This window comes from Kribbella polygonati, assembly GCF_050320105.1.
Classification (GTDB): domain Bacteria; phylum Actinomycetota; class Actinomycetes; order Propionibacteriales; family Kribbellaceae; genus Kribbella.
This window is the reverse complement of record NZ_CP190129.1, coordinates 7633087-7650320: the sequence shown is the minus strand read 5'-3', so window position 1 is coordinate 7650320 and position 17234 is coordinate 7633087. Positions and strand designations below refer to the sequence as shown.

The following is a 17234-nucleotide window of genomic DNA, read 5'->3' as shown; positions in this document are numbered from 1 at the left end:
AGAGGTTCATTAGTTCGACGGTCATCGTACTACGAAGTTCATCGAAGTTCGACAGGCGTCGTACTATGAACGCATGGCCACCAAAGTCCTCCCGCAGCCGGAGCGGGGCGAGATCCGCGTCGAGGCGGTTCTGCAGGCGTTGGGCGAGCCGGTCCGGCTGACCATCGTCCGGGCGCTCGCCGACCACCCGGCCGGCGTCTGCTGCGGCGAGATCGAGCTCCCGGTCACCGCCTCCACCCGGGCCCACCACCTGAAGATCCTCCGCGAGGCCGGGGTGATCTCGACCCACACCGACGGCACCCGCCGGGTCAGCCTGCTCCGCCGCGGCGACCTGGAGGACCTGTACCCGGGTCTGCTGACGGGCGTGCTGTCAGCCAAGCAGTAGGCAACCGCAAGGTGGCGGTGGGGTGATCGTGGGCTGGTTGCAGTAGTGCGTTTGGCAGACTGAAGCGGTGGTGGAACTCCGGGCGCGCTGGGACGACCTGCTGCCCGGCTCTGCCGCGCTGGCGGACGACCTGGTCGCGCGGTACGTCGACCGCACCCGCCGCGCCTACCGCGACCAGTACCTGAACATCGTGCTGACCGCCCTGGACTCGCTGATCCAGCTTTCCACGGACCCCACCAGCGTCCGACTGGCCGCCTGGTTCCACCGGGCGGTGCACGAACCCGGCGGCACTCCGTCCGAGGACGCCGAGGCCTCCGCCCGGCTGGCCGAAGACCTGCTCCCGCGGTACGGCGTACCGTCGATCCGGATCGCCGAGGTCGCGCGGCTGATCCGCCTGACCGGGGACCTGGCCGCGCCGCCGCCGGACTCGTACGCACCACCCCGCCGCGACGCGAACGGCGACGTACTGCTCGACGCCGTGAACTCGATCCTCGCCTCGGATCCCACCCGGTACGCCGTGCACACGGCCGAGGTACGCCGTGACGCCGGCGAGCGGAAGGCCGCGCTCGAGCACCGGTACGACGACGTAGGCGACCTGCTCGACGGACACCTGTACCGCACGCAACTGGCTCGTCAACGGCTCGGCCAGGTCGCACGGCTCAACCTGGAGTCAGAGCTCGCCGGACTGGACAGCGAGCTGCCCGCACCGTGGCGCGGTTGGCAGCAGGCCGGGCTCACCGCTACGGCCACGTTCGGCGCAGTTGCGGCCGCCGTGGTCGCGATTGCCGCGTCTGGTGCTTCCTGGCAGGTCCCCGCCGCTGACGACGAAGTCGGCTGGCCTACGGTCGTCCTGGCCGCACTTTCGTTCTTCAGCGCACCAGTGCTGTTCCGTTGTGCCCGTAGCGCGAGTCAACGCGCCCGCCTGATCGCAGGCGCAGTGCTGGCCATCGCTGTCACAGGATTGCTCGTTGCCTGGGCCGAGATCCCAAGAACCAACGCAGCCACCGGCGTAGGCCTTCGTGTGCCGCTGCTGATCTCCGCACTGCTCCTGCTGCTCGTAGCAAGCGCAGCCGCGTTGGTCGCGTCCCTGCTCCGTACCCGGACCGCCCGCTACCTCCCGGCGCGCAACCTGGGCCAGCAGCTCGCCTGGCTCGTCGTACCGGCCGTTGTCGCTCTTGTGCTCTTGTTGATCGTCCAGCCGCTCTCACGCAACTACGTGCTCTCGTCCAACGAACGACTCGAAGGCTCCCCGCAGGAGGCCGGCCGGGCCAGCCCGTCCGTACTCGACGGAGGCGTCGCGTGGGTCAGCGAGTCCGTCGCTGGTACCGGTGCCGAGGAAGCGATCGGCACCCGCTTCGGCGTGGCCATCCCCCGCCCGGACGGTGTGGTCGAGATGCTGGACGCGGCCACCGGGGCAGTGCGCTGGCGCTACAGCCGTTCTGACTCCGACGAGAAGCCTGTGATCACGGCCACCGGCAACGGCGAGTACGTGCTCGCCCTGTTCGCCGACGTCGGCTACCTGCTGCTCAACGCGGACACGGGCCGCCGTGAGGCCGCCTGGCCTGGCCGGATGCGGGACAGGTTCATCCAGCAGCCCCAGCCGCTCCTGACCGGCGAGCGCAGCGGCAAGCTGCACGGTGTCGATCCCAGCGGGCACGAGCGGTGGACGTACGAGTCCGGCAGCTGCACGGACCTCGGTGCGATCGCAACAGCCGAGACGGTGCTCGCGTTCGTCAGTCACACCTGCGACGACCAGCCGGACGAGATGACCGCGCTGGACGTGCAGACCGGCAAGACGCTGTGGACGAAGACCGCGCCCGACAGCTACCGACGGCCGGTCGTCGTGGCCGGCCTGGTCGTCGTGGCCGAGCCTGGCGGCGACACCGACGTACCGGTGGCGCTGACCGCGATCGAGCCGAGTACGGGCGACATCCGGTGGCGCTGGGACGTACCCAAGGGCTGGGCCTGCCGGACGCTGCTGAACGCCGCCGGGAAGTACCTGATCGTCGTGGACTGCCCCGGGCCGAGCACGGTGGAGAGCCGCCACACCGTGGTCACCGCCATCGACGCCAACACCGGCCTGACCGCCTGGCAGACCGTGGCACCGGTCAGCCCGCGGGCGAAGGTCACGGTGACCGCCGACGGCCGCGTGGTCTCGCTGAGCCGGGCGGGCACCGGCTGTGTCGCGAACGTGATCGACAGGGCCGGCTTCCGCCAGGTCCGGCTGCCCACCGGCATCGTCTGCGGCCGCGACCCGCGGGCGGTCGGCAATCTCGTGCTCACCTCCGGCCCGAACACCGTGATCGCCCTGCGTTAGTGACTCCACGTAGTCGACCGCTGGCAACGGTCCCGGAGTTGACGGCGGAGTGTGACCTGCACCGCAGTTCCTGGGGGTCAGGTGACAAGCCGATAACCCTTTGGCCACGGACCGATTCGGGAATCCCGGATCGGTCCGTCCGGACTCCCAACGGGTGCCAGACTCCATAGCCATGGACCTGCGCGACCAGTGGAATCGCCTGCTGCCGCACGCGCAGCCGTTGGGCGACGACCTGCTGGCTCGTTACGCAGAGCAACATCGCCATTATCACGACCAGCAGCACCTGTCCGAGGTGCTGACCACGGTCGACGACCTGGCCGAGTACGCCGACGACGCCGACACCGTCCGGCTGGCGGCCTGGTTCCACGACGCGATCTACGACCCGCAGGCCGACCCCGGCGAGAACGAGGAGGTCTCGGCGCAACTGGCCGAGCTCGAGCTGGCGGCGTACGGCGTGGACGCCGACCGGGTCGCGGAGATCGGGCGGCTGGTTCGGCTGACCGCCAAGCACGACTGCGCCGCGGACGACCGCAACGGCGCCGTGCTGTGCGACGCCGACCTGCGGATCCTGAGCCTGCCGAAGCCGCGGTACGACGAGTACGCGGCCGGGATCCGGCAGGAGTACGGGCACGTCACCGACCGGGACTTCGCGCGCGGGCGGATGTCGTTCCTGCAGGCGCTGAGCGAGACCCGGCTGTACGCGACCCCCCGGGGTCACGAGGAATGGGAGAGACCCGCCCGCGAGAACCTCACGCGGGAGGTCGAAGCTCTGGGCCCTAGGGCCGCCCGGCCGATCGGCGGGCTGATCCCGGTCATCTACTTCGGCGCGGCCCTCGGCGCGGTGGTCGCCTCCTCGGTGCTGCTCGGCCGCGGCCTCGGCGCGGCGGCCAAATGGCCGGCCGATCCGTCCGACGTCAGCGGCTTCCCGGTCTGGGCTCCCATCGCCGGTACGGCGGTAGCGGCCGCCCTGACGTGTGCGTGGTTCCGCCGTACGCAGCGGCGACTGGTGACCGTTCCGGCGATCGTCTTCGCGGCTGTCGGGCTGATCGCGATCGGCGTGTGCTGGTGGCGCTGGCCGGCGGCTCAGCCCGGTGCAGCCATGTCAGAGCGCTGGCCGTACCTGCTGATCGCGTCCGCGGCATTGGTTCTTGCGGGGGCATTGCTGGCGTTGGCGCTCCGGCTGCGGCTGGCACCGGCGTACGCGCAAGCACCACCGCGTTGGGTGGGCGTTGGTGCCACGGCTGTTTGTGGGGCGCTGCTGGCGTGGGTCGTGGTCTCGGCCGGCGAGCCTTTCGTACAGGCTCGGCTGGAGACCGCTAACACGGTCAGCACGACCACCACGATCCAGCCGACCCAGCAGCCGGTACAGCTCGACGGAACACTCGCCTGGAGCCGTGAGGTCCCGGCTACGGGTGCCATCACCGGTACGGCGGGCGGTGTCGCGGAGCTGCGCTCTGACGGCGTCGTGATGTCCGACGCGGCCACGGGCCAGATCCGGTGGCGCTATTCGCGGGCCGACGTACAGGACGCGGCGTCCAGCGGCTCCCGGGGCCTAGTGGTGTCGGCGGACGGGCAGGTCATCGCCGCACACCTGCCCCGGGCGCAGGAGCCCGCGGGTGTCAAGCTGCCGACGTACGCCGTACTGGACGCCGTGAGCGGCAAGGTGCTGACCGAGGTCGACTCCGACGGTACGGCGCTGGCCGTCGACTCGGACCAGCTGCTCGTGGCTGAGGGCAACTTCGTCGTCTCGCACGGCGTGAGCAGCCCCACGCACTGGCGGGCCCAGGTGCGCTGCAACGTGACCCAGGGCGCGCTGGTCGGCGACCAGGCGGTCGTGGTCGACGCCTGTGCCGGCAACGGCGCCGTCGTACGCGGGCTGGACCTCAAGACCGGTGCCCAGAAGTGGGAGGTCAGCCTTGGCGCCAGGATCGACCTGAGCGCCGAGCTGGACCCGTCGACGTGGGTAGGCGAGCTGGTCTCCGTACCGGACACCCGTGAGGTCTCCGGCCTGATCTGGACCGGCGCCGCGGGCGGCACGCTCTACCAGTGGTCGGTGGACACCAGCTCGGGCAACCTGCTCTGGACGTCGCCCGTACCAGGAACACCACGCCCGCGGCTCGGCTCGTCGTCCTGCGACGCACAGCTCGCCGCCACGCACGCGTCCCTCGTACTGATCACCTGCCGCACCGGCAACGACTCAGGCCAGCCGCAGACGTACGACGTGTCCGCGTCGAGCCCCGCCGACGGTACGCCGCAGTGGCACCACCTGCTGCAGGTACCGCCGAAGCTGCAGCACCCGGAGTACCCGCGGGACGGGTTCGGGCTGCTGCCGGACGGACGGGTCGTCACGCTGATGCCACAGGCCAACGGCAGCTGCTCGCCGGTGCTGATCGGCTCCAACGGCATCCAGGCCCGGCCGATCCTGGCCGGCTCCAACACCCAGCCGGTCGCCAGGTCCGAGGTCGTCACCTGCGACAAGCCGGCCGTCACGGTGGCCGCCGCCCGCCCGATCTTCTCCGACGGAGCGCGGCTCTTCGCGCTCAACTGATCCCCGGGAATTATGTTGCTCCGGGCGCAGTTCCTATTTACCGTGATTCGCATGTTCCGCGTGGTTTTCTCCGAGCACGACCTGTCAGGCACCGGCCTGACGGGCGCTCCCACGTGGGCACCGTCAGTCGATTGCACCGGCACTCGAAGCTGACCCTCCTCCTGCCTCGCAGGACCCGCGGAGGAGGGTGGCCCGAACCGGCCCCCTCTGCGCGGTGACAGCGTCGCGAGGGCTTGCCGGAGGGTCCTGGCTCGTACCGAATCTTCTGACAGGCAAAGGAAAACTCATGGCCAAGAGCCAGTTCGTGCGGACCAAGCCGCACCTCAACATCGGCACGATGGGTCACGTCGACCACGGCAAGACCACCCTGACCGCCGCCATCACCAAGGTGCTCGCCGAGCGCGACCCGAACGTGAACCGCTTCGTCGCCTTCGACGGCATCGACCGGGCCCCGGAGGAGCTGCAGCGCGGGATCACGATCAACATCTCGCACGTCGAGTACGAGACCGCGACCCGGCACTACGCGCACGTTGACATGCCCGGGCACGCCGACTATGTGAAGAACATGATCACCGGCGCCGCCCAGGTGGACGCCGCGATCCTGGTCGTCTCCGCGCAGGACGGCGCGATGCCGCAGACGCGCGAGCACGTACTGCTCGCACGCCGCGTCGGCGTGCCGTACCTGGTGGTCGCGCTGAACAAGGCCGACACCGTCGACGACCCGGAGCTGCTCGACCTGGTCGAGCTGGAGGTCCGCGAGCTCCTGTCGGAGTACGGCTTCCCGGGCGACGAGGTACCCGTCGTACGGGTGTCCGGGCTGAAGGCGCTCGAGGGCGACCCGCGGTGGACCGCCGCGATCGGCGAGCTGCTGGACGCGATCGACGGCTACGTGCCGGTGCCGGACCGCGAGCTCGGTGAGCCGTTCCTGATGCCGATCGAGGGCGTGCTCACGATCAGCGGCCGCGGCACGGTGGTCACGGGTGCGGTCGAGCGCGGTTCGCTGAAGGTCGGCGACCCGGTCGAGGTGGTCGGCCTCGGCCCGACGGTGACCAGTACGGCGATCGGTCTGGAGACGTTCGGCAAGTCGCTGGCGTCCGCGGACGCGGGCGACAACGCGGCCGTGCTGCTGCGTGGCGTGAAGCGCGACGAGGTCCGTCGCGGCCAGGTGGTGGCGCTGCCGGGCAGCGTGCGGCCGCACCGGAAGTTCCGGGCGAACCTGCACGCGCTGTCCACCGCCGAGGGCGGCCGGCACACGCCGTTCGCCGCGGACTACCGGCCGCAGTTCTACTTCCGGACCACGGACGTGTCCGGCGGGATCGACCTGGGTGAGATCGCCCTGGTGATGCCCGGCGACACGATCGAGCTCGGCGTGGAACTGGCGAAGGCGGTCGCGATGGACGTCGGCCTCGGCTTCGCGGTCCGCGAGGGCGGCCACACCGTCGCCGCCGGCACCGTGACCGAACTGCTCGACTAGTAAGGAACGGCCCTCAATTCGTTGAGGGCCGTTTCCTGTGTCTGAGCCCGGCCGCGATCAGCCGCTCCACCAGCTCGCGGCTGGAGACGGGTACGGCGCCGGCAGCCACGAGGTCGTCGTACCGGTCGCTGGGTACGTCGTAGTGGTCGCGGTCGAAGCCGCGCGCGGGGATGCCCGCGGCCTGCGCGAACGTGTGCAGTTCCGCGTACGACTCGTCGCTGACCAGGTGCGACCAGATCCGGTTCCAGGCCGGCCAGGCGGGCGGGTCGATCAGGATCATTCGCGGGCGTCCTGGGCGTCGAGCAGGTTGCGCCAGGAGCGGACGAATCGGGAGTTCACGTACGCCTTCGTCCACGAACCGTCCTGGCGGACCGACGTACCGACGTGGAACCGGCGTACGCCGCTCTGGTACAGCCACGGGACGTGTTCCGGCTGCAGGCCGCCGCCCGCCATCATCACGCCGGCCACGGCCGGGTCCTCCTTCGCGAGCCGGCACAGGTCGTCCAGCCCGTGGCTGACGCCGATGGACGAGCCCGCGGTCAGTACGCAGTCCAGCCCGGGCAGGCCGCGGAGCGCGCGCCAGGCGGGCTGCTGCTCGAGTACGGCGTCGATCGCGCGGTGGAACGTCCACGGCGTACCGGCGAACGTGCTGACCAGCTGGCTGACCGACTCGACGTCCACCTGGTTGTCCGGGGTCAGGAACCCCAGCACGAACCCGTCGGCGCCCGCGGACAGGAACGACTGCGCCGTCGCGGCCAGCCGGTTCAGGTCGGCGCCGTTCGTGGTGAAGGAGTTCTCCAGCCGCAGCATGACCCGCAACGGCAGGTCGGTGACGCGGCGGATCGCGCTCACCGTCGACACCGACGGGCACAACCCGTCCGCCTCCATCGAGGCGCACAGCTCCAGCCGGTCCGCCCCACCCTCCTGCGCCGCCTCGGCGTCCGCCGGGTGCAAGGCGATGATCTCCAGCAACGAACCCATGCGCGCCATCATCTCCCATATTCGTGTTGCACTCTCGCAGCGTCGTCTGTATCGTTTTTCTAGAACGATTTAGAAGAACGATACAGAAGGGGTGCGCGAGATGGCCGGGGTGACGCTGAAGACCGTGGCGAAGGCCGTGGGCGTGTCGCCGTCGACGGTCTCCAACGCCTACAACAAACCCGACCAGCTCTCGGTGGCGCTGCGCGAACGGATCCTCGCCGCGGCCCACGAGCTCGGGTACGCCGGACCGGACGCGTCCGCCCGCGCCCTGCGGAGCGGGAAGGCCGGCGCGGTCGGGGTGCTGTTCACCGACAAGCTCGCGTACGCGTTCTCGGACCCGTACGCGGTCGGCTTCCTGGCCGGGCTGGCCGAGGTAGCCGAGGAGTTCTCGACCAGCCTGCTGCTGATGCCGCTCAGCTCCACCGACATCGCCGGCGGCAGCAACGCCGTACAGCAGGCGGCCATCGACGCGGCCGCGATCTTCTGCGTACCGGGCGGCCACCCGGCACTGGAGATCCTGGCGAACCGCGGCATCCCCGCGGTGTCGACCGACCGCGGCGACCACCCGGACCTGTCCTGGGTCGCGATCGACGAGGTCGAGGCGGCCGCACAACTGGGCGAGCACCTGGCCCGGCTCGGGCACCGCGACGTCGTCGTACTGGTCGACAACGCGCAGGCGGCCGGCGGACGGCCGATGGAGCTGACCGTCGACGAGGTCGGGTACACCGACTGCGAGCTGCGGATCCAGGGCCTGCAGAAGGCGATGCCGGACGCCCGGCTGCGGATCGTCTCCGGCGGGCACAACGCGATCGCCTCCGGGCTGCGTGGCGCGGAGTACGTCCTGGACTCGCAGGACCGGCCGACCGCGATCGTCGGGCTGAGCGACGTCCAGGCGCTCGGTGCGCTGGAGGCGATGAAGGTCCGGGGGCTGACCCCGGGTCGCGATCTCTCGCTGGCCGGGTTCGACGACATCCCGGCCGCTGCGGCCGCCGGGCTGACGACGGTCCGGCAGCCGATCAAGGACAAGGGCCGCGCGGTCGGCCGGATCCTGCTCGACCCGGCAACCACCGAACGGCAGCAACTGATGCCGACCCAGCTGATCGTCCGCTCCACCAGCGGCCCGGCTCCGCGGCACTGACAACCCCACATTCCCACCCGGAACCACTCGGTTCCCGGGCCGATCAACCACGCTCTCAGGAGGGAGCAGCACCATGACCTACTTCATCGCCGGCAACACCGCGGTCGAGAACGCCCGCACCCTGAGCCAGTCGGCACTCCCGAACGCTCCCCAGCAGCCGTACGACGCACCCCGCACACCGATCCGCGCCCGCGTCGGCGCCGTACTGCGCGCCGCCGCCGAACGCGAGGTCCGCCTCGCGAACCGCATCGACCCCGTCTGCTCCGCCGGCTGAACACACAAGGCTTGTTTTGTCGGCGGGGTCTGGCACTCTGAAGGGCGATGACTGAGCCAGGGGTGTTACTGACCGCACGGGCGATGGTGCTCCACGACCTAGCCGCGCGCGGCTTCAACGACGCCGCGATGGTGTCCTTGCTGGAGGACGCCATCGCGGAACGCCAATGGTGGCTCGACCAGTGGCCCGACGGCGCCGAACACATCGCCGGCCTGGTGGCCCAGGACGTCCAGGACCGCCTGGTGGACAACCGAATCCGCTGGCCCCGCTGCACCGCCTGCGACGACCTCCACGACCACGAACTCCGCATCGAACCCGAGCTCGGCCCCGATCCGCACTGGGTCTGCGAGCGAGCGGGGATCAGCGTCGCGCCCCTGGGAGGCCTTACCTGACCCTCCGGGAGATACCTGATTGATCTACATGTAGGCAGACTACTATTGTCTGCCTACATGAAGGTTCTCTACGCACTTCGGGGTGCGGCTGGGTTGCACGCGGTGCTGGTCTGCCTGCAGCCGGTGTTCGCGGGGGTGTACCTGAACGGCACGCCGCTCGGCATCCGGATGCACGAGCACACCGCCGAGGTGCTGGTCGGCGCCGGGCTCATACAGTTGCTGGCAGCAACGTTCTGGTGGCGGGCCGGCGGCCGCTGGGTGGCGCCCGCGGTGAGTCTGCTGATCGTCGCCGGCGAGGTCGTGCAGACGGCGATGGGGTACAGCCGGCAGCTCGCGATCCACATCCCGCTCGGCGTCGCGCTGGTCGCGAGCATCGTGGCGTTCGCCTTCTGGATCAACCGGAGGCCGGCATGACCACACTCGAGCAGCAGCCGCAGACCGCCGTACGGCGCCCGCGCGTCAGCCTGTACGCGCTGCGCGTCGTCCTCGTCCTGCACGCGATCCTGATCGTCGCGCAGCCGATCGCCGCGGGCTACTTCCTGTCCGGCAACGTCGATGCGATGACCACCTTCCACGCCACCATCGGCGGCTCGGTCTGGATGATCGCGTTCCTGCAGACGATCGTCGCTACGCTCTACACGATCGTCGGCCGCGGCCGGATCTGGCCCGCGATCCTGTCGCCGGTGCTGGTGGTCGCCGAGTTCGTCCAACTCACCTTCGGCTACCTGCAGAACTTCGCCGTCCACATCCCCCTCGGTACGGCGATCGTCGGCACCGTGCTGTGGATGACCGTCTGGTCCTTCCGCAAATCCGCCCACCAGAACCGCCAGGAGGCGAAGAAATGACTCTGTCCCGCCGCGGCTTCCTGGCCGTCACCGGCGGCGCCGGCGCCGCGCTCACCCTGACCAGCTGCGGCCAGGAAGCCAACCCGGCGCAGTCCGGAGAACTCCTGCGCAGCAAGGCGAAACTCCCCGCGCCGTTCCAGGTCCCGCTCCCCATCCCACCGGTCAAGAAGCCGCTCCGCTCCGACGCGAAGGCCGACCACTACCAGGTCGTCCAACGCAAAGCGAGCGTGGAGATCCTGCCCGGTCTGAAGACCGAGATCATGGGGTACGACGGTCTCCTACCAGGACCGACCTTCGACGTACGCAGCGGCCGCACCACCGTGATCGAGCAGGTCAACCAGCTCGACGTATCCACCGTCGTCCACCTGCACGGCGGCCATACGCCCGCGCCGAGCGACGGCTGGCCGCTCGACCTGATCATGCCCGCGAACGGCGAGCACGGCGACCATCACATGATGGGCGGCGGCGACATGACCATGGGCAAGCGCACCTACACGTACCCGAACGCCCAGCGCGCCGCGACCCTCTGGTACCACGACCACACGATGGACTACACCGCTCCGCGGGTCTACCACGGCCTGTTCGGACTGCACATCATCCGCGACGCCGAGGAGGAGAACCTCCCGCTGCCGAAGGGCGATCGGGAGATCCCGCTGGTGATCGCGGACCGCGCGTTCGATGCCGACGGCTCCTTTCTGTACCCGGCGCTGAAGGACGGCCCCGGCGTCGAACCGGCATACATGGAAGGCGTCGTCGCGGACGTCACGCTGGTGAACGGCGCACCCTGGCCGGTGCACGAGGTCGACGCGGTCCGGTACCGCTTCCGTATCCTGAACGCCGCGAACGCCCGCCGGTACGAGCTCGCCTTCGACAAGGGCCCCGCGAAGTTCGTGCAGATCGGCAGCGACGGCGGCCTGCTGGCCAAGCCGGTCGAGCACACCACGCTGGTGATCGCGCCGGCCGAGCGGTTCGACGTGGTCGTGGACTTCTCGCACTACAGCCCGGGCGACGAGGTCACGGTCGTCAACAAGCTCGACGGCAACGCGAACGTCCTGCGGTTCAAGGTCGCCCGCAAGGCCGCCGACGACACCAGCATCCCGGCGACGCTCTCGTCGTACGCCGTGACGCCCCGGCCGAGCGGCGTGGTCCGGCGGGAGTGGCGGTTCCGGCGCGGTGACGCCGGGGACCACCGCGGCTGGACGATCAACGGGAAGGCCTTCGACCCGAAGGTGATGCAGGCGCAGGTCAAGCTCGACCAGTACGAGATCTGGACGTTCGTGACCGACGTACACCATCCCGTGCACGTCCATCTCGCGCCGTTCCAGGTGCTGACGCGGGGCGGGAAGAGCAAGCTCTCGGAGTACGACCACGGCTGGAAGGACACCGTGGACATCCGGCCGGCCGAGGTGGTCGAGGTGCTGGTCCGCTTCAGCGCGCACAAGGGCAAGTACCTGATCCACTGCCACAACCTCGAGCACGAGGACATGGCGATGATGGCGGGCTTCGAAACGATCTGACCACTCCTTGACGAGGGCGCCGACCCACTCCTATAGTCAACGCATCGGTTGATCAAGGGAGTGGTTGATAAAGATGGCGGTTGACGATGATCAGCTCGACCGGTCCTTCGCGGCACTGGCCGACCCGGTCCGGCGGGCGATGATCGCGCGGCTGTCCCGCGGCCCGGCGACGGTGAACGAGCTGGCCGAACCGTTCCCGATCACCAAGCAGGCGGTGTCGCGGCACATCCAGGTGCTCGAGGCCGCCGGGCTGATCACCCGGACCCGGGACGGCCAGCGCCGCCCGTGCCACCTGGTGCCGGCCGCCCTCGAGGCACTGACGAGCTGGATCGACGAGTACCGGCTCGAGACCGAACGCCGCTTCCGCCGGATGGAAGCACTACTCAAGGAGAACCAGTCATGACCGGCACCACCATCAACACCCCCGCGGGTACCCCGTTCGTGGAGGTCACCCGGGAGTTCGAGGCCACCCCGGCGCAGCTGTTCCGGGTGATGACCGACCGCGACCTGATCGCCCAGTGGCTCGGGCCGCGCGACCTCGACGCGACGGTCGAGGAGTACGACGTACGGGCCGGCGGCAAGTACCGCTACATCCACCGCGACGCGAACGGCGAGTACGCCTTCCGCGGCGTCTTCCACACCGTGGAACCGGACAAGCTGGTCATCCAGACCTTCGAATGGGAAGGCGCTCCCGGCGAGGTCTGCATCGAGAAGATGACGCTCGAGCCGACCGAGAAGGGCGTCCGGCTGCACCAGCGGTCGGTGTTCCCGTCGGTCGAGGCCCGCGACCAGTCGATCGAGTACGGCATGTCGGACGGCATCAACGACTCGATGGACCGGCTCGCCGAGCTGCTGGCGAAGGCGGGCTGATCATGAGCCAGGTGATCGTCGACATCTCGGTGTCGCTGGACGGGTACGTCACCGGGCCGAACGCCGGCCCCGGCAACGGGCTCGGTGACGGCGGCATGGCGGTGCACGACTGGGTCTTCAACGGTACGGACGCGGACCGCGCCGTCCTCGATTCGGCCTTCAACGCGACCGGAGCGGTCGTCCAGGGTCGCAACCTCTTCGACGTGATCGACGCGCCGGACGGGTGGAGCGACGAGATGGGGTACGGCGCGAAACCGACGGGCGAGGTCAACCCGCCGATCTTCGTCGTCACGCACAACCCGCCCGCGCAGACCCGGCTCGGCGATCGATTCCACTTCGCCGGCAGTCCCGGTGCGGCGGTCGCCCAGGCACAGGAAGTTGCCGGCGGCAAGGACGTGTACGTGATGGGCGGCGGCCAGATCTGCCACGCGGTGCTTGCCGAAGGGCTCGCCGACGTACTGCGGTTGCACGTCGCGTCCGTCGTACTGGGAGGCGGTACGCCGTTGTGGCCGGCGGGGCCGTCCGCCGGGTTCGGGGTGGAGCTGATCGAGGCTGTGTCGACGCCGTCGGCGCAGCACCTGACGTACCGGGTGGTGAAGTAGCCATGGGCAACGTTGTCGCGACCGCGGTGGTGTCGCTGGATGGATTCGTCGCCGATCTCGAGGACCGGGTCGGGCCGTTGTTCGACTGGTACAACAACGGCCCGGTCGAGATCTACGGGACGGACCCGGACCGCGCGTTCCACGTCAGCCCGGCGAGCGCGGAGTACATGCGGTCGACCTGGCCGAACTTCGCCGCCTCGATCGTCGGCCGCCGACTCTTCGACCTGACCAACGGGTGGAACGGCGTACCACCCGCGAGCGAGCACGTGTTCGTCGTCACGCACCGGGCGCCCACGGACTGGCCGTTCCCCGACGCGCCGTACACGTTCGTCAACGGCATCGAGGAAGCCGTCGCGCAGGCGCGGGCGTACGCCGGTGACCGCGACGTCAGCATCACCGGCGGCAACCTCACCGGCCAGGCGATCGCGGCCGGCCTCGTCGACGAGATCGCCTACAGCGTGGTCCCAGCCCTCCTGGGCACCGGCAAGAGGTTCTTCGGCGACTACGTCGGGCCGGAAGTCCTCCTCGACAACCCCCGGGTCGTCGAGGGCGACCGCGTCACCCACCTGCACTACCGCGTGAGCTGAGGGTGGTCGGCGATCACGGTTTTCGAGCCGGGGGCGATCTCGGTGAAGCCGGCGTCCTGGACCACCGGGAGGTTGGTGGCCAGCAGGTCGGTCCACTGGGCGGGGGTGGCTGTCCGGACGGCGAGGGTGAAGTCGGCGGCCTGCCATTCCTTGCGGGCGCTGTCCGGAAGCGCCCACCAGGCCAACTGCGCCGCGTGACCACACTGCGCCATCGCCTTGCCGCTGGACATCTCCAGTGCCGGGTTGATCCACAGCACAGGTACGCCGGCCGCCACCGCCGGAAGCTCCGCGGTGTCCTCGAAGTCCGTCCCGCTCACCTGCAACTTGAACAACTCCACCGGCACGTCCTCCACCCCTGACGGCGGAAACACCCGCACCTCGGCCGGTGCCTCACCTCCAGTCCCATGACCAGTGACGGTGATTCCCGGGAGAGCCTCGGCTCGGCGCCACTCGATTCCGCGGGCGCGTTTGGCGATCTTGCGGATGCGGTGGTCCTGCCAGGCGGTCATCGCGTCCGCCCACTCCCCCTCGCCGTACGAGCGCTCGTCGGCCAGGATCGCCAGCACCGCCCGCGCCGCCGTCTCCAGCGCGTCGGTCTGCGACGGCCGCGCATTCTTCTCGACGCGCACGACAAGCGTCAGCACCTGTTCCACGCCGAGAGTCTGCCAGGGCTGTAGGTTGGCCTCATGCAGCAGTACCTGGATCTTCTGAGGCATGTGCTGGACAACGGGGCTGAGAAGGGCGACCGCACGGGGACGGGCACGCTCAGTGTGTTCGGGTACCAGGCGCGGTACGACCTCTCCCAGGGTTTCCCCGCGGTGACGACCAAGAAGCTGCATCTGCGGTCGGTGATCGGGGAGCTGATCTGGTTCCTCAGCGGCTCGACGAACATCAAGTGGCTGCACGAGAACAACATCTCGATCTGGGACGAGTGGGCCGACGCCGACGGCGAGCTCGGGCCGGTGTACGGGTACCAGTGGCGGTCCTGGCCGACGCCGGACGGCCGGCACGTGGACCAGATCGCGAAGCTGATCGACACGATCAAGCAGAACCCGGACTCCCGGCGGCACATCGTCAGCGCCTGGAACGTCGCGGACGTCGACGACATGGCGCTGCCGCCGTGTCACACGATGTTCCAGTTCTACGTCGCGGACGGGCGGCTGTCCTGCCAGCTGTACCAGCGGTCCGCCGACATCTTCCTGGGCGTGCCGTTCAACATCGCGTCGTACGCGCTGCTCACCCACATGGTCGCGCAGCAGACCGGGCTCGAGGCCGGCGACTTCGTGCACACGCTCGGCGACGCGCACCTGTACCTGAACCACCTGGACCAGGCCCGCCTGCAGCTCACCCGCGAGCCGCGACCGCTGCCGACCCTGCAGCTCGCGAAGCGCGACTCGATCGACGGCTACGAGATCGCCGACGTGGAGCTGGTCGGTTACGACCCGCACCCGGGGATCAAGGCGCCCATCGCGGTATGACGATCATCCTGATCGCCGCGGTCGGCCGGAACGGCGTGATCGGGCGGGACAACGACCTGCCGTGGCGGATCCGCGCGGATCTGCAGCACTTCAAGGCGCTGACGCTCGGTCACACGCTGATCATGGGCCGCAAGACCTACGACTCGATCGGCCGCCCGCTCCCGGGCCGCCGTACGATCGTCGTCACCCGCCAACCCGACTGGTCCGCGGCCGGCGTCGAGGTCGTCCACACCCTCGAGGACGCCTTCAAGTACGACGGCTCCCTGTACGTCGCCGGCGGCGGCGACATCTACCGCCAGGCCCTCCCGTACGCCGACACCCTCGAACTCACCGAGGTCGACCAGTCCCCCACCGGCGACGTCACGTTTCCAGAGGTCACCGGCGACGACTGGACCGAGACGGCCCGTGAGCCCCACGAGGGGTTCTCCTTCGTTAGTTATCGCCGCAGCTAACAACGAGTAGGCAACAGGCCCACCGCGGGGACCTGGAACCGACTAGATTGGGCGCGCGTCACGGGAGTACCAGGGGCGTCTTCCGGAGGGGAACACGATGACTGAAGCCGACAACACCGCTGCCGCTCAGCCTGCTGCCGCGGCGCCGTTGCAGCCGCCGACGGCCACCGCGCCGGGACTGATACTGACCGCACCGCCGCCGTCACAGCCGGTGGCCGAGACCGCCGCGCCGAGTATGGCGCCGGCTGTCGACCCGGCCGCGTTGCCGGGGCTGGACAGCAAGGTGGACGCGTTCCTGACCGGGTTGATGGCGGCCGAGCCGCGGTCGCCGGAGTTCGCCACCAAGGCGAGTGACGTGCGCAGCATGGGCGACGTCGACATCCGGTCCGCCGCCGAGAGTTCGAACCGGCTGCTGCAGTCGCCGGTGCGGGCGCTGCAGAGCGGTGGCCTGTCGGAGGGCTCGACGGTCGGCAAGACGCTGCTCGAACTGCGCCGTACCGTCGAGGACCTGGATCCGAAGGAAGCCAGCGGGCCGAAGAAGCTGCTCGGGATGATCCCGTTCGGCGACAAGATCGAGGACTACTTCCGCAAGTACCAGAGCGCGCAGAGTCACCTCGAAGGCATCCTGCACAGCCTGCGCAACGGCCAGGACGAGCTCGGCAAGGACAACGCCGCGCTGAACCTGGAGAAGCAGCAGCTCTGGGACGCGATGACCCGGCTGAACCAGTACGTGTACGTCGCCGAGCGCCTCGACGCGCGACTGTCCGCGGCGATCGCGGAACTCGACGCGACGAACCCGGAGAAGGCGAAGGCGTTCCGCGAGGACGTGCTGTTCTACGTCCGGCAGAAGCACCAGGACCTGCTCACCCAGCTGGCCGTGTCGATCCAGAACTACCTGGCCATCGACATCGTGATCAAGAACAACATCGAGCTGATCAAGGGCGTCGACCGGGCGTCCACCACCACGGTGTCGGCGTTGCGTACGGCGGTCATCGTCGCGCAGGCGCTCGGCAACCAGAAGCTCGTCCTCGACCAGATCACCGCGCTGAACAGCACCACCAGCGGGATGATCGAGCGCACCTCGCAGATGCTCAAGGACAACTCGGTGGCGATCCAGCAGCAGGCCGCGTCCGCGACCATCGGGCTGCCGCAACTGCAGGCCGCGTTCGCGAACATCTACGCGACCATGGACGCGATCGACACGTTCAAGGGCGAGGCGCTGGACAACATGGCCGCGACGATCGGCACGCTGGAGAACGAGGTGACCAAGTCGCGTTCGTACCTGGACCGGGTCGCGCAGCAGAACCAGCAGGTCGTGCACGGCAGCCTCGACCTCAACCTCGGTCGCTGATCGACGCCTGGGGACGGGGGACG

At 69.4% G+C, this 17234-nt stretch carries 20 protein-coding genes; 17 read left to right on the top strand and 3 right to left on the bottom strand.

Annotated elements, in window-relative coordinates:
* Nucleotides 1-73: 73 nt before the first annotated feature.
* The 4 genes from ACQHIV_RS36720 (at nt 74) to tuf (ending at nt 6724) form a co-directional block, all read left to right on the top strand.
* Nucleotides 74-385: an ArsR/SmtB family transcription factor gene (locus ACQHIV_RS36720; RefSeq protein WP_380198142.1), complete on the top strand. Its 312-nt coding sequence runs from the start codon at nt 74-76 to the stop codon at nt 383-385.
* Between the two features lie 67 nt (nt 386-452).
* Nucleotides 453-2702, top strand: a complete 2250-nt coding sequence (locus ACQHIV_RS36715) for a PQQ-binding-like beta-propeller repeat protein (protein ID WP_427888926.1) — start codon at nt 453-455, stop codon at nt 2700-2702.
* 172 nt (nt 2703-2874) lie between these two features.
* On the top strand, nt 2875-5250 hold the full coding sequence (locus ACQHIV_RS36710; RefSeq protein WP_427888925.1) for a hypothetical protein: 2376 nt from the start codon (nt 2875-2877) through the stop codon (nt 5248-5250).
* Between the two features lie 286 nt (nt 5251-5536).
* A complete protein-coding gene (tuf, locus tag ACQHIV_RS36705) occupies nt 5537-6724 on the top strand; it encodes an elongation factor Tu (RefSeq protein ID WP_427888924.1) in 1188 nt (395 codons plus the stop codon).
* Between the two features lie 13 nt (nt 6725-6737).
* Here the strand turns inward: tuf and ACQHIV_RS36700 are convergent, their stop codons facing one another.
* Together ACQHIV_RS36700 and ACQHIV_RS36695 are read right to left on the bottom strand one after the other, a co-directional pair.
* On the bottom strand, nt 6738-7004 hold the full coding sequence (locus ACQHIV_RS36700) for a DUF4031 domain-containing protein (protein WP_427888923.1): 267 nt from the start codon (nt 7002-7004) through the stop codon (nt 6738-6740).
* Entirely contained in the window at nt 7001-7705 is a 705-nt protein-coding gene (locus ACQHIV_RS36695) for a copper homeostasis protein CutC (RefSeq protein ID WP_427888922.1), read from the bottom strand. The genes ACQHIV_RS36700 and ACQHIV_RS36695 overlap by 4 nt, the downstream gene beginning before the upstream one ends.
* A gap of 100 nt (nt 7706-7805) precedes the next feature.
* Here ACQHIV_RS36695 and ACQHIV_RS36690 point away from each other — a divergent pair, with 100 nt between their 5' ends.
* The 10 genes from ACQHIV_RS36690 to ACQHIV_RS36645 all read left to right on the top strand — a co-directional run bounded on the left by ACQHIV_RS36690 (nt 7806) and on the right by ACQHIV_RS36645 (nt 13930).
* Nucleotides 7806-8843, top strand: coding sequence for a LacI family DNA-binding transcriptional regulator (locus ACQHIV_RS36690; RefSeq protein ID WP_427888921.1), 1038 nt, complete (start codon nt 7806-7808; stop codon nt 8841-8843).
* A gap of 73 nt (nt 8844-8916) precedes the next feature.
* A complete protein-coding gene (locus ACQHIV_RS36685) occupies nt 8917-9117 on the top strand; it encodes a hypothetical protein (RefSeq protein WP_427888920.1) in 201 nt (66 codons plus the stop codon).
* A gap of 47 nt (nt 9118-9164) precedes the next feature.
* Nucleotides 9165-9509 carry a hypothetical protein gene (locus tag ACQHIV_RS36680; protein WP_427888919.1) on the top strand — a complete coding sequence of 115 codons (345 nt, stop codon included), beginning with the start codon at nt 9165-9167 and terminating at the stop codon, nt 9507-9509.
* A gap of 57 nt (nt 9510-9566) precedes the next feature.
* On the top strand, nt 9567-9923 hold the full coding sequence (locus ACQHIV_RS36675) for a hypothetical protein (RefSeq protein WP_427888918.1): 357 nt from the start codon (nt 9567-9569) through the stop codon (nt 9921-9923).
* Nucleotides 9920-10354, top strand: a complete 435-nt coding sequence (locus ACQHIV_RS36670; RefSeq protein ID WP_427888917.1) for a hypothetical protein — start codon at nt 9920-9922, stop codon at nt 10352-10354. Before ACQHIV_RS36675 ends, ACQHIV_RS36670 begins: the two co-directional genes overlap by 4 nt.
* On the top strand, nt 10351-11871 hold the full coding sequence (locus tag ACQHIV_RS36665) for a multicopper oxidase domain-containing protein (protein ID WP_427888916.1): 1521 nt from the start codon (nt 10351-10353) through the stop codon (nt 11869-11871). The genes ACQHIV_RS36670 and ACQHIV_RS36665 overlap by 4 nt, the downstream gene beginning before the upstream one ends.
* A 73-nt stretch (nt 11872-11944) precedes the next feature.
* Entirely contained in the window at nt 11945-12274 is a 330-nt protein-coding gene (locus ACQHIV_RS36660; protein ID WP_427888915.1) for an ArsR/SmtB family transcription factor, read from the top strand.
* A complete protein-coding gene (locus ACQHIV_RS36655) occupies nt 12271-12741 on the top strand; it encodes an SRPBCC domain-containing protein (RefSeq protein ID WP_427888914.1) in 471 nt (156 codons plus the stop codon). The genes ACQHIV_RS36660 and ACQHIV_RS36655 overlap by 4 nt, the downstream gene beginning before the upstream one ends.
* 2 nt (nt 12742-12743) lie before the next feature.
* On the top strand, nt 12744-13343 hold the full coding sequence (locus tag ACQHIV_RS36650; RefSeq protein ID WP_427888913.1) for a dihydrofolate reductase family protein: 600 nt from the start codon (nt 12744-12746) through the stop codon (nt 13341-13343).
* Between the two features lie 2 nt (nt 13344-13345).
* Nucleotides 13346-13930: a dihydrofolate reductase family protein gene (locus ACQHIV_RS36645; RefSeq protein ID WP_427888912.1), complete on the top strand. Its 585-nt coding sequence runs from the start codon at nt 13346-13348 to the stop codon at nt 13928-13930.
* Here the strand turns inward: ACQHIV_RS36645 and ACQHIV_RS36640 are convergent.
* On the bottom strand, nt 13915-14583 hold the full coding sequence (locus tag ACQHIV_RS36640) for an aminoacyl-tRNA hydrolase (RefSeq protein ID WP_427888911.1): 669 nt from the start codon (nt 14581-14583) through the stop codon (nt 13915-13917). The two genes, ACQHIV_RS36645 and ACQHIV_RS36640, sit on opposite strands and share 16 nt — an antisense overlap.
* 33 nt (nt 14584-14616) lie before the next feature.
* On the opposite strand from ACQHIV_RS36640, the gene ACQHIV_RS36635 reads away from it, so the two are divergent.
* The 3 genes from ACQHIV_RS36635 to ACQHIV_RS36625 all read left to right on the top strand — a co-directional run bounded on the left by ACQHIV_RS36635 (nt 14617) and on the right by ACQHIV_RS36625 (nt 17211).
* Nucleotides 14617-15408: a thymidylate synthase gene (locus tag ACQHIV_RS36635; protein WP_427888910.1), complete on the top strand. Its 792-nt coding sequence runs from the start codon at nt 14617-14619 to the stop codon at nt 15406-15408.
* Nucleotides 15405-15860, top strand: a complete 456-nt coding sequence (locus ACQHIV_RS36630) for a dihydrofolate reductase (protein ID WP_427888909.1) — start codon at nt 15405-15407, stop codon at nt 15858-15860. The genes ACQHIV_RS36635 and ACQHIV_RS36630 overlap by 4 nt, the downstream gene beginning before the upstream one ends.
* A 97-nt stretch (nt 15861-15957) precedes the next feature.
* Complete coding sequence (locus ACQHIV_RS36625; RefSeq protein WP_427888908.1) at nt 15958-17211, top strand: toxic anion resistance protein; 1254 nt, start codon at nt 15958-15960, stop codon at nt 17209-17211.
* The last annotated feature ends 23 nt before the right edge of the window (nt 17212-17234 follow it).

Bases quoted from the DNA above. Each gene is read 5' to 3' on its own strand.
- ACQHIV_RS36720 (WP_380198142.1), top strand. From the start codon at position 74: ATGGCCACCAAAGTCCTCCCGCAGCCGGAGCGGGGCGAGATCCGCGTC.
- ACQHIV_RS36710 (WP_427888925.1), top strand. From the start codon at position 2,875: ATGGACCTGCGCGACCAGTGGAATCGCCTGCTGCCGCACGCGCAGCCG.
- tuf (WP_427888924.1), top strand. From the start codon at position 5,537: ATGGCCAAGAGCCAGTTCGTGCGGACCAAGCCGCACCTCAACATCGGC.
- ACQHIV_RS36700 (WP_427888923.1), bottom strand. From the start codon at position 7,004: ATGATCCTGATCGACCCGCCCGCCTGGCCGGCCTGGAACCGGATCTGG.
- ACQHIV_RS36695 (WP_427888922.1), bottom strand. From the start codon at position 7,705: ATGGGTTCGTTGCTGGAGATCATCGCCTTGCACCCGGCGGACGCCGAG.
- ACQHIV_RS36690 (WP_427888921.1), top strand. From the start codon at position 7,806: ATGGCCGGGGTGACGCTGAAGACCGTGGCGAAGGCCGTGGGCGTGTCG.
- ACQHIV_RS36685 (WP_427888920.1), top strand. From the start codon at position 8,917: ATGACCTACTTCATCGCCGGCAACACCGCGGTCGAGAACGCCCGCACC.
- ACQHIV_RS36680 (WP_427888919.1), top strand. From the start codon at position 9,165: ATGACTGAGCCAGGGGTGTTACTGACCGCACGGGCGATGGTGCTCCAC.
- ACQHIV_RS36675 (WP_427888918.1), top strand. From the start codon at position 9,567: ATGAAGGTTCTCTACGCACTTCGGGGTGCGGCTGGGTTGCACGCGGTG.
- ACQHIV_RS36670 (WP_427888917.1), top strand. From the start codon at position 9,920: ATGACCACACTCGAGCAGCAGCCGCAGACCGCCGTACGGCGCCCGCGC.
- ACQHIV_RS36665 (WP_427888916.1), top strand. From the start codon at position 10,351: ATGACTCTGTCCCGCCGCGGCTTCCTGGCCGTCACCGGCGGCGCCGGC.
- ACQHIV_RS36660 (WP_427888915.1), top strand. From the start codon at position 11,945: ATGGCGGTTGACGATGATCAGCTCGACCGGTCCTTCGCGGCACTGGCC.
- ACQHIV_RS36655 (WP_427888914.1), top strand. From the start codon at position 12,271: ATGACCGGCACCACCATCAACACCCCCGCGGGTACCCCGTTCGTGGAG.
- ACQHIV_RS36650 (WP_427888913.1), top strand. From the start codon at position 12,744: ATGAGCCAGGTGATCGTCGACATCTCGGTGTCGCTGGACGGGTACGTC.
- ACQHIV_RS36645 (WP_427888912.1), top strand. From the start codon at position 13,346: ATGGGCAACGTTGTCGCGACCGCGGTGGTGTCGCTGGATGGATTCGTC.
- ACQHIV_RS36635 (WP_427888910.1), top strand. From the start codon at position 14,617: ATGCAGCAGTACCTGGATCTTCTGAGGCATGTGCTGGACAACGGGGCT.
- ACQHIV_RS36630 (WP_427888909.1), top strand. From the start codon at position 15,405: ATGACGATCATCCTGATCGCCGCGGTCGGCCGGAACGGCGTGATCGGG.
- ACQHIV_RS36625 (WP_427888908.1), top strand. From the start codon at position 15,958: ATGACTGAAGCCGACAACACCGCTGCCGCTCAGCCTGCTGCCGCGGCG.